The following is a 15905-nucleotide window of genomic DNA, read 5'->3' on the forward strand; positions in this document are numbered from 1 at the left end:
CTAGCGGTGCAGGCGGTCGTATTCGGCGAGCACGATGGACAGCAGCCCGAGCGCGAGATCGCGAAAAAGGTGGAAGCCCGGCTCGATCTCGGGCAGCGGGTCGGGCGGTGTGATTGCGGGGGCCCGGGGCAGGGCGGCTGCCGCCAGGTGGGTGCCCGGCTTCAACTGCCGCAGACCGGCCGGCAGGCGCTCCAGCGCGGCAAGCAGGGCCTTGCGGTCCAGCGGCGCGGGCTGCGGGCCGTCGAGGATGTAGTCCTCCCATTCGAGCACGTCGAACAGGAATTGCGCGCCCTTGTACAGCGGGTGCACGTTCAGCGTGTCCAGCCAGCCGGCCGAGCGGTCGGGCTGCATCTGGCGGAAGGCCACGCCGTGGCGGGTCAGCGTGCACAACACGGCACGCAGGTTCTGGTCGTGCGTCTGCAGGGCATCGAGCAGCCAGACGTCGGCAGCGCCGAAGTGCGAGGCAAGCGGGGTGAAGCTGCTCATCGTGACCTTACCGCGAGAGGTGGGGCGCCGGGGCGCAGGCTTGCCACGGCATGCGAGGCAAGAGGGGCTCGGATTTTCATCACCATTGCGCGTTCCTTGCAACAGGCCGCCGGTGCCGGTTGCTGGGAAGGGGCAGGCAACCCGCAACACCGAAAGCCGGCTCAAGGCCAGGCACAGGCGGCGCAATCGATCGAAGGCGGGCGGGGCGACGACACCAGCACATGCGGCACCCGGGCGCCAGTGGCAAAAGCCAGTGTATCAACCGCCCGATGGGGCGCGTATGTAAGAACTACCAAGGGGCGTTTCCAACCCTGCGGCGCCAGGCTGGCGCAGCGCGGGAGCGTCTGCACCGAAGCCGGCCGGAGGGCGCCCGCCTGCATGGCCCCCGGGCGGCCGCCGGCGGAGCCCCATCGCACGGGCAGCCCAGCACCCGTGCCATGGACGCGGGGTCAGGCGCTGGCTCGGCGCATGCGGCGAGGACAGGCCGGCAGCGCAAGCCGGCGATGATGAGCGGCTGGCGAGTGACGAGCATCCAGGGGCGATAGCCGCGCACATCGCCTGATTCGAGCTTGAGACACTGTATGAAAATACAGTAGACTGCCCTGCCAACTTTGCAGTGGTTGCCTTGCCGGCCTGCCCTTCACCCTGCGGTGACGGGCAGGCCATTTCTTTGGCGGGCGCTCCCGCCTTGCGGGATGATGCGGCTGCGGCTGCGGCTGTGGTCAGCGGCGGCGCTGGCGGCGGGAGGCGCTGATGCCCAGCCAGCCGAGGCCGACGGCCGTCAAGGCCAGCGAGGCGGGCTCGGGCACCGGAGCGAACACCGCATAGTCGCCGGAGCCGGCCATGAAGGCTTCAGCCGGATTGAGGCTCATCGTCGCGACGCGGGCGTAGGAGGTGGCGTTCGTGTCGATGAAGAAGACATAGGACGAGCGTCCTTCGGACAGCTCCGACGCGAAGAAGAAGTCCATGTCGCCCGGCTTGCGCTCACGGCCCCAGAGGGTGGTCTCCCAGGCCGCGGTTTCCTCGCCGAGCATCAGCACATGGTGAGGCGCCACCGAACCCGGGCCGTCGGCCAGGTAGTCGACGTTGTAGCTGTAGCGTGCGTCGTAGAAGTTGCTCAGCCGGAAGATGTCGTCGCTGCCGGAGGCGTTGGTGTCGGTCGTGATGTGCCACAGGAAGTCGACCGTGCCGTCGGCCGCCCGCACCACCTGCGAACGGATGGTGCCGCCCATCGGCAGGTCCTGGTGCTGGGCGTCCTTGAAGTGCGCGTAGTCGAAGCGCACCGTCTCGTCCTCCAGCAGCTGGCCAGCGCGTGCCGCGCCCGGAGTGCCGGGCAATTCGACATAGCGGTAGTCCTGCGGCGCGAGCGGCACCGCCACGCTGGCCGAAGCGGCCAGGGCGAGGATGGCGCCGAGCGCCAGGCTCGAAGAGCGTCTGGTCATGAACCCTCCTGGGCTGTTGAGCTGTTTTTCAGGTGCGGATGGTGCGGCGCCCGGCCCTCGCTTGTGCACCCCCGGAATCAGGGAAAAAGGTATCAGAGGTGACGGAGCGAAACGGCAAGTGACGAAGAGGAGGGCTGCCGCTGGCGCGGCCGGAGCTTGCAGGGACCGGGGCCGGGCGGCGGCCGGTGACAGCCTGGGGTGCCAGCACGTCGCCTGTCGTCCGTGGAGGGCCTGCGCGGCAAGGGCCATCGTCCTGCTGAAGTGCCGCTGGCCTGGCCGGCCTGCGGCCTGAGGAGGCGAGTGCTGCAAGGTCCCGGGTAGCGCCTGCCGGAGCGCTCCGGGAATGCCATATCCCGGAGCAATGTGTGCGAAACATGCACATCGTCAAGGCCGGTGTTCACACCTTGGAACTACAATGCGAATCGTTCGCATTTATGGCCGTTCACGTGACTTCGATGAAAACCTCCGCGCCTGCTCCTGTCCGAGCCCCGGATCTCGACCCCGGTCGGCTGGCTGGCGGCTACGGGACCGCTCCCTCGGGCGCCGAGCGGGTGGCCGCCATCGGCGCCGTGGTCGTGGCGCACCTGGCCGCAGCCTGGGGACTGATGCAGATCGATGCGGTGCGCGAAGCGGTGGGCGAAGCCGCCCCCATCTTCGTCGACTTCATCCACCCTGCGCCGCCGGCCCCGGTGCCGCCGCCGCCCCCGCCGCCGCCTCAACCCCCCAAACCGCAGCCGAAGGCACCGCCCGCGCCGCGACCGATCGTGACGGCGCCGCCCACGCCGGCCCCGGCACCCTTTGTCGCACCGCCGCCGCCGATCGAGCCGCCGCCACCGTCGCCGGCCGTCGCCGAGACCCCTCCTGCGCCCCCGGCTCCCCCGGCACCGCCCGCGCCCCCGCCGCCGCCGCGTACCGTCACCGAAAGCGACCTGCAGTACCTGGTGCCGGCGTCCCGCATGTATCCGGTGCAGTCGCAGCGGCTGGGCGAGAGCGGCCGCGTGCTGCTGCGGGTCCTGATCGACACCACCGGGCGGCCGGTGCAGGTGCAGGTGAAGAAGTCCTCGGGCTTCCCGAGGCTGGACGACGCAGCCGTCAACGGCATGCGCGCGGCCCGCTTCCGGCCGGTCACCCGCGACGGACAGCCGGAAAGCGTCTGGGCAGAGGTGCCCTTCGTCTACGAACTCGATTGATTGAACCGAACTGATTCCTGAACTGGAGAATTGACCGTGAACCCCTCCACCTCCCTCGGCTTCGGCCACTTCATCGCGCAGGCCGACGTGGTCGGCAAGGGACTGCTCGTGATGCTGCTGCTGATGTCGGCCGTCTCGTGGTACCTGATCATCATGAAAGGCATCACGCAGTTCGTGCGCAAGAAGCGCAGCGAGCAGTTCCTGAGCTTTTTCTGGAATGCCAGCTCGCTGGAAGCGGTGCAGAACGAGATCTCCACCCATGGCGTGCATGACCCGTTCTCGCACCTGACCGCCCACGCGATGCATGCACAGGCCCACCATGCCAAGTACGGCGCCGCCAAGCTGGAAGAAGCCGGCAGTGCGCAGGATTTCCTGACCCGTACCATCAAGAAGACGCTGGACGAGGAGACGATGCGCCTGGAAAACGGCCTGACCGTGCTCGCCACGGTGGGCGCCACGGCGCCTTTCGTCGGCCTGTTCGGCACCGTGTGGGGCGTGTACCACGCGCTGGTGGCCATCGGCATGAGCGGCGCCGGCACGCTGGACAAGGTGGCCGGCCCGGTGGGCGAGGCGCTGATCATGACCGGCATCGGCCTGGCCGTCGCCATCCCGGCGGTGATGGGCTACAACTGGCTGACGCGCAGCAACCGTGTGCTGGCGGCCAAGCTGGACGCCTTCGCCTTCGAGCTGTTCACCTTCCTGTCGATGGGGCAGTCGCTCAAGAGCGAGAACGTGCGCCCGCTCAACCTCGGCAAGCCGAATCCGGCGCAAGCCGCCTGATCTTGAGGAGATGCTGAGATGGCTTTCGCCAGTTTCGACAACAAGTCCTCCGGCGCGCCGATGGCCGAGATCAACATGGTGCCGCTCATCGACGTGATGCTGGTGCTGCTGGTGATCTTCATCGTCACCGCGCCGTTGCTGACCCACGCGGTCAAGCTCGACCTGCCCAAGGCGACCGCCGAAGCAAACCAGCTCAAGCCGGACAAGCTGGAATTCGCGATCGACGCTTCGGGCACCCGCTTCTGGAACGGCGAGGTCATCAGCCGGGAGGAGGCTGCCAAGCGCTTCGCTGCCGAAGGGCAGAAGCAGCCGCAACCTGAAGTGCACCTGCGCGCCGATGAGAGCGTGCCCTACCGCTACGTGGCCGAGACGCTGGCCGATGCCTCCAAGGCCGGGCTGAGCAAGATCGGCTTTATCAGCGAGCCCGAGCAGAAGTAGGCTGCGCTGCCGGCCTGCGCCCGGGTCTCGCTGAGCGGGTGCAGGCGGCACGCTGCGGTCTAGACCGTGCCAAAGGTGCCCTGTGGCGCCCCCTGGCGCCGGTGGCCGAGCCGGGCGCCGCCTGTTTCCCCTGCCATTACCCAGGCGGTGGACGCGCCATGCGTCGGTCCAGCCCAGGCAAGGCACTCCGACCTGCGTTCGCTGGAGCGCCTGCCATGCCCTTGCCCGTTGCCACCGCTGCCGATCCTGCCCGCCGCCCGGCTTCCTGCAGCGCCGGCTTGGCGCACTTCGCCGGGCACGCGCCTGCCGCTGCGCGGCGGGAGGGGCCGCGCCGCCGTGCCCGCCTTGTCGGGGCTGCGATTGGGCAACCGCGCCCGCCGGGTGACGTGGATGCGCCGTATGTCGCCGCCCGGTTGGGTGGCGAGACACGGGCGCGTTCGGCGTGCTGCGGCCGGTGAGCTGAAAGCCTTCCAGCGCCTCCCTCATCTTCCTGCCTTCCTTCCCTGTTCGCTTCTTTCCTTACCTTGGCCATGAGCATTCGAATCGCCTCGTTCCCGGTGTCTTCCCCTTGGGCGGCGCGCCCGTTGGTCCTGGCGCTGGCAGCGGTCTGGCCGCTGCTGTGCGCTGCCCCTGCCATGGCGCAGTCCGACCAGAGCCTGCCCGAGGTGAAGGTCAGTGGATCCCGCAGCGCGCCCGCCTATCGCGCGCGCAGCAACAGCGCGGGGGCGCTGGGGGACAAGTCGCTGCAGGACACGCCGTTCACCGTCGAGGTGGTGACCCAGGAGCTGGTGCGCAACAAGCAGGCGACCTCGATCGCCGAGGCGCTGAAGGGCGATGCCGCGGTCACTGCCATCAACAACGGCATCTCCGGCGAGGCCGCCGGCATCTCGGTGCGTGGCCTGCAGATCGATCTGCACAACGGCTACAAGATCGACGGCCTGGGCATTCCCAACTGGGGCAGCGAACTGCCGCTGGAGCACTTTGAGCGGGTGGAGCTGCTCAAGGGCGCGGGTGGCTTCCTGTACGGCTTCGGCACGCCGGGCGGCGCGGCCAACTTCGTGACGAAGCGCGCGCCGGCCAGCGGCTTCAAGGGCAGCCTGACGGCCGGCGTGACCAGTGCGGGTGCCGGCAAGCTGCATGGCGACCTGGGGGACGCTTCGGCGAGGGTGATCGCTTTGGCTGGCGGCTGAACGTGGTGCACGAAGAGGGCGACACCTACGTGGACGACGGCGGCCAGATCCAGCGCGACTCCGCCTCGCTGGCGCTGGACTGGCGCCTCACGCCGGACATCGTGTGGTCGGTGGACACGCTGTACCAGGACCGCAAGGTCAACGGCGCCTATTACGGCGTGGTGGGCGTGGGCTACACGCCGGTGGAGCTGCCGGTGATCGATGGCAGCCGCCGCCTGGCATCGCCGTTCTCCTGGTATGGCACCCGGTACGAGCTGTTCGGCAGCGAGCTCAACTGGCGCTTGTCGTCGGACTGGGACCTGCGCCTGTCTTTCCGGCAGACGCGCCAGGAGCGCATCAATCGCAACAGCGTGCTCTTCACCGAGCCGGATGGCGACTACGCCGAGTTCCAGTACGACAGCCGGGGGCGCTTCCGCGGGCGTGAATGGCAGGCCTTGCTGAACGGCCGACTGTCCACCGGCACGCTGCAGCACGCCCTGGTGCTCGGCGCTTCCAGCGGTGAGCGGCCGTCCGGCGGCACGGGCTTCGACGGCGTCCTGCTGGGCATGGGTCGGCTCGGCAGCGGCGCCCGCTTCGAGCCGGTGCCCCTGCCCGGCACGGGCGCGATGCTGCGCGACGGCATGGTGCGCCAGCAAGCCTTGTTCGCGAGCGACACCATCACCTTCGACCCGCGCTGGTCGGCCATCGTGGGCTTGCGCTATACCGACTTCCGCCAGGCCGCCTACAACCGGGACGGCAGCCGCTCCTCCGAGCCCTATCACGAGACCGTGCTGACGCCGACTGTTGCGGTGCTGTTCAAGCCGGTCGAGCCGGTCACGGTCTACGGCAGCTATGTCGAATCGCTGGAGCAGGGCCAGTCGGCACCGTCCGACGGCAGCGCCTCGAATCCCAACGAGACGATGCCGCCGCTCAAGAGCAAGCAGTACGAGATCGGCGTGAAGACCGACCATGCCGACTGGGGCGCCTCGGCCGCGCTGTTCCGACTCGACCGTGGCCTGCACTACATTCGCCCGGAAGACCGCCGCTTCACCCAGGACGGCCTGGCCCGCTACCAGGGCCTGGAGCTGTCGGCCAAGGCGCGCCTGACCCCCGCCTGGACGGTGACCGGTGGGCTGATGTGGCTGGACGCCAAGAACACCAAGGCGGCCGCGGGCGTCGACGGCAAGCGGGCCGAAGGCGCCCCGCGCACGCAGGCCAGCGTCTATGCCGAGTACGCCGTGGCGGCGCTGCCCGGCCTGAGCCTGAACGCCGGTGCCCAGTACCACGGCAGCCGCGCCCTGGATTCGGCCAACACGGTGATGCTGGACAGCTATGCCCTGCTTGACCTCGGTGCCCGCTACCAGACCCGCCTGGGCGGCCACGACACCACCTTCCGCCTGAACGTGGACAACGTGACCGACCGGGCCTACTGGCAAGGCAGCTGGGGCTTCATCCTGACCCAGGGCGCGCCGCGCACCGTGCGCGCCAGCGCCCAGATCGACTTCTGACCGGAATCCGGCGAGTTCGTGACGGACCCCTTACTTAGATCAAGAAGTAATTTCTGTATGGGTGATCCATTTCGGATTCGTCTGTATCATCGATTCCCTCAGGATCTTCCTCGTTTTCCGCCTGCCTTCCCAACGCCATGAGTGCCTTCAACGAAGAACGTGTGTTGAGCGTCCGTCACTGGACCGATCGGTTGTTCAGCTTCACGACCACCCGCGACCAGGCCTTCCGCTTCCAGAACGGCCATTTCACGATGATCGGGCTGAAGGTCAACGGCAAGCCGCTGCTGCGCGCCTACAGCGTGGCCAGCGCCAACTATGAAGAGCACCTGGAGTTCTTCAGCATCAAGGTGCCCGACGGCCCGCTCACCTCGCGGCTGCAGCACCTGAAGGAAGGCGACACGATCCTGGTCGGGCGCAAGCCCACCGGCACGCTGCTGCTGGACTACCTGCTGCCCGGCAAGCGGCTGTACATGCTGGCCACCGGCACCGGGCTGGCACCGTTCCTGAGCGTGATCCGCGACCCGCACACCTATGAGCGCTTCGAGCAGGTGGTGCTGGTGCACGGTTGCCGCCAGGTCAACGAGCTGGCCTACCAGGACCTGATCACCCAGGAACTGCCGGGCCACGAGTTCCTTGGCGAGCTGGCCTCGCGGCAGCTGCTGTACTACCCGACGGTCACGCGCGAGCCGTTCCGCAACCAGGGCCGCATCACGACGCTGATCGAGAACGGCAAGCTGTTCTCCGACCTGGGCCTGCCCGCGCTCGACCGCGAGCACGACCGGGTGATGATCTGCGGCAGCCCGCAGATGCTGAAGGACCTGAAGACCCTGCTCGACGAGCGGGGCTTCCACGAAGGCAACACCCACACGCCGGGCGACTACGTGATCGAGCGGGCCTTCGCCGACCAGTGACGCGGCGGCCGCTGCAGCCACACACCAAACACAAAGGGGCCCGCGGGCCCCTTTCTTCCTGGCAACGGGCGCGGCGCGCCGTGCGCTCAATAGGCCGCGGTGAAGCGACGGCGCACATGCTGCGGATGCTCCACCTCGTCGACGATGGCCACCGCCAGGTCGGCCACGCTCAGGCGGCCCGGCTGGTCGCCGTCCATCAGCACGTCGTCGCCCCCCAGGCGAAAGCCACCGCGGCGCGGCCCGGGCTCCAGCAGGATGGCCGGCGAGACGAAGGTCCATTCCAGCTCGGCCTCGCGGCGCACCATCTCCAGCGCCTCGCGGGCGGCCAGGGCCCCTTGTTTCCATTCGGCCGGGAAGTCGGGTGTGTCGACCAACTGCACGCCCGGGGCGACATACAGGCTGCCCGCGCCACCGACGACCAGCAAGCGCTTCACGCCCGCCTGCTTCACGCCTTCGATGATGGCGCGTGTGCCGCGCAGGAACTCGTCGTGCAGGTCCGGGTTCTTCCAGCCGGCGTTGTAGGCGCTGAGCACGATGTCGTGGCCCGCCACGGCGCGAGCCACCTGGGCGGCATCGAGCACGTCGGCCTGCACCGCGCTCAAGTGGTCCTGCGGCGCCAGCCGGGAGGGATCGCGGCTCAGCGCGGTCACATGGTGGCCGCGCTGCAGCGCTTCCTCCAGCAGGGCGGAACCGACAAAACCGGTAGCACCGATCAGAGCGACTTTCATCAGAGATGTCCTGTGTGGTTGGGATGTGCAGAACGATAAGACCTGAAGCGGTCCTACACTAGTCTGCGCAATCGCCATTCCTGGTTTAGAAAATCTTCATGATCGAACAGCTCAAGCGCATGGCCGTGCTGGCCAGCGTGGTGGAGCACGGCTCGATGAGCGCCGCGGCCCGGGCGCTGGGCACCACCACCTCGGCCGTGAGCCAGCAGGTGCGCCAGCTGGAGCGCGAAATGGGCGTGACGCTGCTGCACCGGTCCAGCCGCAAGCTGCAGCTCACCGAGGCGGGCGAGCGCTTCCATGCCGGCTGCGCCGCGATGCTGGCCGCCGCCCGCAGCGCCGGCCAGCAGCTGGCCCAGATGCGCGACGCGCCGCTCGGCGAACTGCGGGTGGCCTCGCCGGTCGGCTTTGCCCGGCACCTGGGGCCGGCACTGGCGCCGCTGCTGGCTGGCAACGCGGGGCTCACGCTGCACCTGCAGGTGGACGACGCACTGATCGACCTGGTGGATGCGCGCATCGACCTGGCCATCCGCTTCGGCCGCTTGCCAGATTCGAGCTGGGTGGCCCAGCGCCTGATCGAGCTCGACACCATGATCTGCGCGTCGCCCGGCTACCTGGCCCAGCGCGGCGTGCCTGCCACGCCGCAGGAACTGGCTGCGCACGACTGGCTGCGCCTGGACGGACGGGGCCCGGCGCCGGCGCTGGAGTTGATCGGCCCGCATGGCAGCACCGAGCGGCTGCGCGTGCGGGCGCGTGCCACCAGCAACAACCAGCTGTCGCTGCAACAGCTGTGCGAGGCGGGCCTGGGCCTGGCGGTGCTGGCCTTGCAGGACATCGAGCCGGCCCTGCAAAGCGGGGCGCTGGTGATCCTGCTGCCCGACTGGCGGCCGGCGTCGCTGCCGATGTATGCCGTCACGCCCCAACGCGACACCCAGCCCGCCAAGGTGCGGCATGCCATTGCCGCACTGCAGGCCTACCTGCAGGGACTGCGCGGCAGCCGCCTGTGGCCCCAGCTGGCGGCCGCGGGCGCGCCGGGGCGCTAGCATCACGACATGCCTTCATTGCCACCTGCCTGCCGCTCGCTGCTTCCCAGCCTGCTGCTGAGCCTGCTGTTCACCGGCTTGCCGCCGGCTGCGGCTGCGGCCCCCTCAGCCTGGCTGTTGGGGGAGCGCCATGACCACGAGGACCACCAGCGCCAGGCCGCCGCAGAGGTCCGGCGGCTGGCCGCCGCCGGCCGGCTGCAGGCGGTGGTGCTGGAGATGGCCGAACGCGGGCGGGCCACCACCGGGCTGCCCGCCCAGGCTGGCGAGGCCGAGGTGCGCCGGGCATTGGCCTGGAACGAGCAGGCCTGGCCCTGGGCCCGCTACCGCGAGGTGGTGATGCAGGCGGTGCGGGCCGGCCGGCCGGTGCTGGGCGGCAACCTGCCACGCCATCAGATGCGCGACGCCATGCTGCAGGCACGCTGGGACCACGCCGTGCCGGCCGCGGCCCAGGACCGCCTGCGCGAGGCGGTGCGCGACGGCCATTGCGGCCTGCTGCCCGAGGCCCAGCTGCAGCCCATGGTGCGCATGCAGCTGGCGCGCGACCGCAGCCTGGCCGAGGCGCTGGCGCAGGCGGCGGCCGGCGGCGAGGCCGATGCGGTGGTGCTGATGCTCAGCGGCTCGGTGCATGCCTCGCGCGAGACCGGGGTGCCGCTGCAGCTGCCGGCCGTGGCGCCCGGCTTGCGGGTGCGCAGCATTGCCTTCACCTCCAACGAGGACGAGGCGGCTGCCGCCGCGGCGGGCTTCGACGAGCGGCGCCCGGCGCTGCCGGCACCGCCGGTCGACCACTGTGCCGCGCTCAAGCAGCGTGGCATGCCGGCCCCAGCCTCAGCGCCAGCCGCTTCGTCCTGAGGCGGGCCTTCGGGCGCGGCGCAGCCGCGGCACGGAGTCGGCACGGCCGCTTGGTTCCGGCTCCTGGCGCAGCTCATGGCGAGTGCCGCTGCCGCGTCACTGCTAGGCGTTCTGGCTGCGCTTCAAGTCGCGGAAGGCAGCGAACAGCCAGGACCGCATGCCGATCACCAGCGTGTAGGGGGCCCGTTGCGAGGCCGGCAGCTTCTGGTCGGCCAGGTGCTGCTGGGCGAAGTCCTGCGCCACCCGCTGCAGCCGCTCGTTGAACAGGTTGGCCAGGCTCTTGCCGATCGATCCGTGCACCAGCGTCAGCATTTCGCCTTCGCCGTCGAAGCCGCCGCTGTAGTAGTCGTCCACCACGTCCTGGCGGAAGTAGCTCATCACCGGCCCGTGCGGCCGCCAGCGGAAACCCTTGGCCACCTTCAAGCGGTAGCGGTTCATCGGCTTGAGTTCGATGATGCCGATGCGGTCAAGCTGGGCCAGGTACTTCACCGTGTCGGCCTCGCTCAGGGTGTAGGTCGAGATGATCTGCTCGAAGGTCCACTGGCTCAGGCAGCAGATGGCCACCAGCAGCAGCCGGCGGTCGGCGATCACCGCCTTCTCCTGCTCCAGCGTCAGCTCGCGGCGCAGCGGCTGTGCATCGGCCACGCGGCGGGCCAGGTCGGCGAAGTCGATCTTCAGCACGCGGCAGATCTCGTCGATGCGCGACAGCGGCATGTCGCCCTTGGCGAAGATGCGCTTCACGCTCGACTCCGCCATGCCGAGCTGCGGAGCCAGCTCGGCGTAGGTGATGCCGGCGGCCTTGAGTTCGGCCTTGAGCGCGCTGATCAGGTCCAGGGTGGTGCTCATGTGCTTGATTCCTCTCCAGCCTGAAGTATCTCCTGAAGATACCTGTGGGCGCGATGTTGGCGACGACGTATCGTTTCATTGCTCGTTGCCGGCTGGCCCGGCACGATGCGCGCCATGTTCAACAGCCTTGAGGCTTGCATGCGCAACTCCCCTGCCATCCGTCGCGACACCCCGGCCTGGAAGGCCCAGGTGTGGATCTCCTTCGGCACCGCGGTGACGCTGTGTGCCTTCGGCCTGGCCTGGTTGCCCGGCCAGGACATCCACCGCGCGTTCATGGTGATGGGTTATGTGTTCTGCCTGTCCACCGCCTTTGCCTTGTCGAAGTTCGTGCGCGACAACGAGACGCGCCGCACCGACACCCCGTTGTGGAAGCTCGTGGTGTGGGGTGGCTTCGTGCTGGCGATGGGGCTGACCGGCTGGGGCCTCTGGCGCATGCAGGTGGATGCCACCTACAAGGCCTGCCTGGCGGTCTGCTGGGTGTTCCTGATCTCCAGCGTGTTCACGCTGGCCAAGACACTGCGCGACAACCACGAGGCCGATCTCGCGCAGGCCCGCCTGCACGAGCTGGCCGCACGCGGCGCGGCGTCCCCGACCGACGCCGCCTGAGCCACCGCGCCGTTGACCGGGAGACCGTGATGCAAGACGAGCGCAGGCAAGGCGCCGCGGCCGCGTGCCGCCGGCCGCTGCTGTGGGCCTGGCTGGCCTGGGGCCTGGTCAGCGTGCTGATGGCCGCCTACTACGGGGCCGGGCAGCTGGCCTCCAGCCCGGTGTCGGTGCCGCTGCGGCTGCAGCCGGGCCAGGCAGTGTCGGTCGACGTCAGGAGCGTCTTCGGCCACACCCTGGCGATGGGCGTGCAGTTCGGCCTGGCGCCACGCCACCTGCCGCTGGAGCCGGCGGCGGGCGAGGGGGCCGGTGGCGACGCTGGCCTGCGGCTGCAAAGCCATGCCGGGGCGGTGCAGGTGGAGGTATCGGCCCGCCATCGCGAGGACCACCACTGGGTGGCGCTGCCGCAGCCGCCCGGCGCCACGCTGCGGCTGCCCCCGGGCCTCAGCCGGGTGCAAGTCACCGTCCGTTCGGTGGCGCCGTCGCTGCAGGGCGAACCGGTGCGGCTGCTGGTGCAGGCACCGGTGGGCTTCGAGACGACCCAGCGTGGCTATGGCTGGCTGTGGTTTTATTGGCTGGCGCTGCCCGTATTTGTACTCAGCCAGTACATCTGGGCCCTGGTGCTGGTCAAATCGCAGCGACGCCATGCGGCCGGCGGCGACGCCCCCGCGCCCCGGCCGGCCTGAGCCGCCCGCCGCCATCCGACTTCGAGCCATGAGCACCGAGCATCCCAGCCAGTTCGCCCTGCTGTCCCAACGCCGCTTCGCCCCCTTCTTCTGGACGCAGTTCCTCGGCGCCGGCAACGACAACCTCTTCAAGTTCGCCTTCACCGTGCTGGTGACCTACCAGCTACAGGTGGCGTGGCTGCCGGCCGACCTCGCCGGGCTGGCCATCGGCGCCTTGTTCATCCTGCCCTTCCTGCTGTTCTCGGCCACCAGCGGGCAGCTCGCCGACAAGCACGACAAGGCGCGCCTCATCCGCTTCGTCAAGTGGCTGGAGATCGCCATCATGGCGCTGGCCGGCTGGGGCTTCATCGCGCAACAGGTGGCGGTGCTGCTGGGCTGCGTGTTCCTGATGGGCCTGCACTCGACCCTGTTCGGGCCGGTGAAGTACGCTTACCTGCCGCAACACCTGGGCGAGCGCGAGCTGACGGGCGGCAACGGCCTGGTGGAGATGGGCACCTTCGTGGCCATCCTGCTTGGCAACGTGGCCGGCGGCCTGCTGATCGCGGTGCCGGGGACCGGCCCGCAGTATGTGGCGGCCACCTGCTTCGGGCTGGCGGTGCTGGGCCGCCTCACCGCGCAGCAGGTGCCCGCGTCGCCGGCCACCGATCCGGCGCTGCGCATCCAGTGGAACCCGTTCACCGAGACCTGGCGCAACCTCGCGCTGGCACGCCGCGAGGTGGCGGTGTTCCGCTCCATCCTCGGCATCTCGTGGATGTGGTTCTTCGGTGCGGTCTTCCTGTCGCAGTTCCCCTCCTTCGCCAAGGAGGTGCTGCATGGCAACGAGCAGGTGGCTTCGCTGCTGCTGGTGGTGTTCTCGGTGGGCATCGGCGCCGGCTCGCTGCTGTGCGAGACACTGTCGCGCCGGCATGTCGAGATCGGCCTGGTGCCGGTCGGCGCGCTGGGCATGAGCCTGTTCTCCATCGACCTGTACTTCGCCTCGCGCGGCCTGGCCGGCGGCAGCACGCACACGCTGGCGAGCTTCGTCGCGCAGCCGGGCCACTGGCGCGTGCTGGCCGACCTGTTGCTGCTGAGCCTGTGCGCCGGCCTGTACAGCGTGCCGATGTACGCCCTCATCCAGCTGCGTGCCCAGCCGAGCCACCGGGCCCGCATCATCGCGGCCAACAACATCCTGAATGCGCTGTTCATGATCGCCAGCGCGGTGATGGCTGGCGGGCTGCTGAAGGCGGGCTACACCATCCCGCAGGTGTTCCTGGTCACCGGCCTGCTCAACGCGGTGGTGAGCTTCTACATCTTCATGCTGGTGCCGGAATACCTGCTGCGCTTCGTCGCCTTCGTGCTGTCGCGCTGCATCTACCGCTTCCGGGTGAGCGGCGACGAGCACATCCCGTCCCAGGGCGCGGCCATCGTGGCAGCCAACCATGTGAGCTTCGTCGATGCCATCCTGCTGATGGCGGCCAGCCCGCGGCCCATCGTCTTCATCATGGATCACCGCATCTTCAGGATCCCGGTGCTGGGCTGGCTCTTCAAGCTGGCGCGTGCCATCCCGATCGCGCCGCAGAAGGAAGACCCGGCCACCTACGAGCGTGCCTTCGCCGAGGCCGAGCGCGTGCTGCGCGAAGGCGACCTGCTGGGCATCTTCCCGGAAGGCGCCATCACACGGGACGGTGAGCTCCAGGAGTTCAAGGGCGGCATCATGAAGATCCTGGCCGCGCAGCCTGCGCCGGTGGTGCCGGTCGCACTGCAGAACCTGTGGGGCTCCTATTTCTCCCGGGTGGAGCGCGGCCAGGCCATGGTGCGGCCGTTCCGGCGTGGCATGTTCAGCGCGGTCGGCGTGGTGGCCGGCGAGCCGATCGCCGCTGCCGAGATGAGCCCGGCGCTGCTGCGCGAGCGGGTGGCTGCACTGCTGGCGCGCTGAGGCCGGCGATGGCGCGTAATGTCGAGATCAAGGCCCGGGTGGCCGACCTGGCGGCCCTGGAGCAGCGAGTGCGCCCGCTGGCCGACCAGGGGCCGGTGCAACTGCAGCAGGACGACACCTTCTTCCGCAACGAGGCCGGCCGCCTCAAGCTGCGCGAATTTGCCGACGGCCAGGGCGAGCTGATCTTCTACCGCCGTGCCGACCAGGCCGGCCCCAAATGCTCGCACTACGAGATCACCCGCAGCGCCGAGCCGGCCCGCCTGCGCGAGGTGCTCGCGCAGGCGCTCGGCGTGACGGGACGGGTGCGCAAGCGCCGCACGCTCTACCTGATCGGCCGCACCCGGGTGCACCTGGACGAGGTGGAGGGCCTGGGCAGCTTCCTGGAGCTGGAGGTGGTGCTGGCCGACGGCGAGGCCGAGGCCGACGGCGAAGCCTGTGCCCGCGACCTGCTCGCGGCGCTCGGCATCCCGCCCGCCGCGCTGCTCGCCGGCGCTTATGTCGACCTGCTCGCGGCCTGAAGTACTTGCCTCAGCTGTGTACCGCTTGGGACACCACTGATACGAATTGACAAGTTCATCCCCATCAAGCTGCGGCATCCTTGCGCCCATTTGACACGCTTGTCCCAGGGGATACCGATGCCGTTGCAGTTGTCCCGCGCCGCGCTCGCGCGCATTGCGCCGTTTGCCTTGTTCATGGCCTTGCTGGTGGCGCGCGGTGCCGTGCCGGAGGGCGGGGCGATCGACGGCCGCTGGATCTATGGCGTCGGCGTGGCCGCGGTCGGCGGGCTGCTGCTGTATTTCCGCCGCGAATACACCGAGCTGGCGCGCGGCAGCTGGCCCGGCCTGAAGGAATGGCTGCTCGCCATCGCCGTCGGCCTGGCGGTGTTCGGGCTGTGGATCCACATGGACCTGCCGTGGATGGTGGTGGGCGAGCCGACCGCCTCCTTCATCCCGGTGGATGCCGAGGGCCGGCTGGACTGGCCGCTGATCACGGTACGCTGGATCGGCGCGGCGCTGCTGGTGCCGGTGATGGAGGAGCTGTTCTGGCGCGCCTTCCTGATGCGCTGGGTCGAACAGCCGCAGTTCGAGGGCGTGGACCCGCGGCGCGTCGGGCTGAAGGCCATCGCGCTGTCCACCGGCGTGTTCGCGCTGGCCCACACGCTGTGGCTGGCCGCCATCGTCGCCGGCCTGGCCTATGCCTGGCTGTACCGCCACACCGGCAAGCTGTGGGTGCCGGTGATCTCGCATGCCGTCACCAACGGCGTGCTCGGCGTGTGGGTGGTGCGCACCGGCCAGTGGGCCTTCTGGTGAGCCG

Annotated in this window: 17 protein-coding genes; 13 read left to right on the forward strand and 4 right to left on the reverse strand. The window is 69.4% G+C overall.

Going from position 1 to position 15905, the window contains the following annotated elements; translation table 11 throughout:
* Together N7L95_RS16075 and N7L95_RS16080 are read right to left on the reverse strand one after the other, a co-directional pair.
* A complete protein-coding gene (locus N7L95_RS16075) occupies positions 1-486 on the reverse strand; it encodes a hypothetical protein (RefSeq protein WP_301256267.1) in 486 nt (161 codons plus the stop codon).
* Between the two features lie 722 nt (positions 487-1208).
* The gene (locus tag N7L95_RS16080; RefSeq protein ID WP_301256268.1) at positions 1209-1928 is read right to left on the reverse strand and encodes a PEP-CTERM sorting domain-containing protein; all 720 of its coding nucleotides are present in this window, start codon (positions 1926-1928) and stop codon (positions 1209-1211) included.
* A 455-nt stretch (positions 1929-2383) separates the two neighbouring features.
* Here N7L95_RS16080 and N7L95_RS16085 point away from each other — a divergent pair, with 455 nt between their 5' ends.
* The 6 genes from N7L95_RS16085 (at position 2384) to N7L95_RS16110 (ending at position 7924) form a co-directional block, all read left to right on the forward strand.
* Entirely contained in the window at positions 2384-3118 is a 735-nt protein-coding gene (locus N7L95_RS16085; protein WP_301256269.1) for an energy transducer TonB, read from the forward strand.
* 30 nt (positions 3119-3148) lie between these two features.
* Positions 3149-3898, forward strand: coding sequence for a MotA/TolQ/ExbB proton channel family protein (locus N7L95_RS16090; protein ID WP_435870023.1), 750 nt, complete (start codon positions 3149-3151; stop codon positions 3896-3898).
* Positions 3899-3916: 18 nt separating this feature from the next.
* A complete protein-coding gene (locus tag N7L95_RS16095; protein ID WP_301256271.1) occupies positions 3917-4336 on the forward strand; it encodes an ExbD/TolR family protein in 420 nt (139 codons plus the stop codon).
* A gap of 530 nt (positions 4337-4866) precedes the next feature.
* Positions 4867-5526, forward strand: a complete 660-nt coding sequence (locus N7L95_RS16100; RefSeq protein WP_301256272.1) for a TonB-dependent receptor plug domain-containing protein — start codon at positions 4867-4869, stop codon at positions 5524-5526.
* A 2-nt stretch (positions 5527-5528) separates the two neighbouring features.
* A complete protein-coding gene (locus N7L95_RS16105) occupies positions 5529-7013 on the forward strand; it encodes a TonB-dependent siderophore receptor (RefSeq protein WP_301256273.1) in 1485 nt (494 codons plus the stop codon).
* Between the two features lie 137 nt (positions 7014-7150).
* On the forward strand, positions 7151-7924 hold the full coding sequence (locus N7L95_RS16110; protein WP_301256274.1) for a ferredoxin--NADP reductase: 774 nt from the start codon (positions 7151-7153) through the stop codon (positions 7922-7924).
* A gap of 86 nt (positions 7925-8010) precedes the next feature.
* Here N7L95_RS16110 and N7L95_RS16115 read toward each other — a convergent pair whose 3' ends face one another.
* Entirely contained in the window at positions 8011-8652 is a 642-nt protein-coding gene (locus N7L95_RS16115) for an NAD(P)-dependent oxidoreductase (RefSeq protein WP_301256275.1), read from the reverse strand.
* A 101-nt stretch (positions 8653-8753) separates the two neighbouring features.
* On the opposite strand from N7L95_RS16115, the gene N7L95_RS16120 reads away from it, so the two are divergent.
* Positions 8754-9692: a LysR family transcriptional regulator gene (locus N7L95_RS16120; protein WP_301260165.1), complete on the forward strand. Its 939-nt coding sequence runs from the start codon at positions 8754-8756 to the stop codon at positions 9690-9692.
* Between the two features lie 9 nt (positions 9693-9701).
* On the forward strand, positions 9702-10541 hold the full coding sequence (locus tag N7L95_RS16125; RefSeq protein WP_301256277.1) for a ChaN family lipoprotein: 840 nt from the start codon (positions 9702-9704) through the stop codon (positions 10539-10541).
* Positions 10542-10643: 102 nt separating this feature from the next.
* Here N7L95_RS16125 and N7L95_RS16130 read toward each other — a convergent pair whose 3' ends face one another.
* Positions 10644-11387 carry a helix-turn-helix domain-containing protein gene (locus tag N7L95_RS16130; RefSeq protein WP_301256278.1) on the reverse strand — a complete coding sequence of 248 codons (744 nt, stop codon included), beginning with the start codon at positions 11385-11387 and terminating at the stop codon, positions 10644-10646.
* Between the two features lie 138 nt (positions 11388-11525).
* Here N7L95_RS16130 and N7L95_RS16135 point away from each other — a divergent pair, with 138 nt between their 5' ends.
* From N7L95_RS16135 to N7L95_RS16155, 5 genes are all read left to right on the forward strand, one after another.
* Positions 11526-11993 (forward strand): YiaA/YiaB family inner membrane protein, encoded by a 468-nt coding sequence (locus N7L95_RS16135; RefSeq protein WP_301256279.1) that lies wholly within the window; start codon positions 11526-11528, stop codon positions 11991-11993.
* Positions 11994-12022: 29 nt separating this feature from the next.
* Entirely contained in the window at positions 12023-12676 is a 654-nt protein-coding gene (locus tag N7L95_RS16140) for a hypothetical protein (RefSeq protein WP_301256280.1), read from the forward strand.
* Between the two features lie 28 nt (positions 12677-12704).
* Complete coding sequence (locus tag N7L95_RS16145) at positions 12705-14591, forward strand: MFS transporter (protein WP_301256281.1); 1887 nt, start codon at positions 12705-12707, stop codon at positions 14589-14591.
* Positions 14592-14599: 8 nt separating this feature from the next.
* Positions 14600-15109, forward strand: coding sequence for a class IV adenylate cyclase (locus N7L95_RS16150; protein ID WP_301256282.1), 510 nt, complete (start codon positions 14600-14602; stop codon positions 15107-15109).
* A gap of 117 nt (positions 15110-15226) precedes the next feature.
* On the forward strand, positions 15227-15901 hold the full coding sequence (locus N7L95_RS16155; RefSeq protein WP_301256283.1) for a CAAX prenyl protease-related protein: 675 nt from the start codon (positions 15227-15229) through the stop codon (positions 15899-15901).
* Positions 15902-15905: the final 4 nt, after the last annotated feature.

It is taken from the genome of Eleftheria terrae, from assembly GCF_030419005.1.
Taxonomy (GTDB): domain Bacteria; phylum Pseudomonadota; class Gammaproteobacteria; order Burkholderiales; family Burkholderiaceae_C; genus Caldimonas; species Caldimonas terrae.

Excerpts from the sequence above, each read along its gene's own strand:
- N7L95_RS16075 (WP_301256267.1), bottom strand. The coding sequence starts at position 486 with ATGAGCAGCTTCACCCCGCTTGCCTCGCACTTCGGCGCTGCCGACGTC.
- N7L95_RS16080 (WP_301256268.1), bottom strand. The coding sequence starts at position 1,928 with ATGACCAGACGCTCTTCGAGCCTGGCGCTCGGCGCCATCCTCGCCCTG.
- N7L95_RS16085 (WP_301256269.1), top strand. The coding sequence starts at position 2,384 with ATGAAAACCTCCGCGCCTGCTCCTGTCCGAGCCCCGGATCTCGACCCC.
- N7L95_RS16095 (WP_301256271.1), top strand. The coding sequence starts at position 3,917 with ATGGCTTTCGCCAGTTTCGACAACAAGTCCTCCGGCGCGCCGATGGCC.
- N7L95_RS16100 (WP_301256272.1), top strand. The coding sequence starts at position 4,867 with ATGAGCATTCGAATCGCCTCGTTCCCGGTGTCTTCCCCTTGGGCGGCG.
- N7L95_RS16110 (WP_301256274.1), top strand. The coding sequence starts at position 7,151 with ATGAGTGCCTTCAACGAAGAACGTGTGTTGAGCGTCCGTCACTGGACC.
- N7L95_RS16115 (WP_301256275.1), bottom strand. The coding sequence starts at position 8,652 with ATGAAAGTCGCTCTGATCGGTGCTACCGGTTTTGTCGGTTCCGCCCTG.
- N7L95_RS16125 (WP_301256277.1), top strand. The coding sequence starts at position 9,702 with ATGCCTTCATTGCCACCTGCCTGCCGCTCGCTGCTTCCCAGCCTGCTG.
- N7L95_RS16130 (WP_301256278.1), bottom strand. The coding sequence starts at position 11,387 with ATGAGCACCACCCTGGACCTGATCAGCGCGCTCAAGGCCGAACTCAAG.
- N7L95_RS16135 (WP_301256279.1), top strand. The coding sequence starts at position 11,526 with ATGCGCAACTCCCCTGCCATCCGTCGCGACACCCCGGCCTGGAAGGCC.
- N7L95_RS16140 (WP_301256280.1), top strand. The coding sequence starts at position 12,023 with ATGCAAGACGAGCGCAGGCAAGGCGCCGCGGCCGCGTGCCGCCGGCCG.
- N7L95_RS16145 (WP_301256281.1), top strand. The coding sequence starts at position 12,705 with ATGAGCACCGAGCATCCCAGCCAGTTCGCCCTGCTGTCCCAACGCCGC.
- N7L95_RS16150 (WP_301256282.1), top strand. The coding sequence starts at position 14,600 with ATGGCGCGTAATGTCGAGATCAAGGCCCGGGTGGCCGACCTGGCGGCC.
- N7L95_RS16155 (WP_301256283.1), top strand. The coding sequence starts at position 15,227 with ATGCCGTTGCAGTTGTCCCGCGCCGCGCTCGCGCGCATTGCGCCGTTT.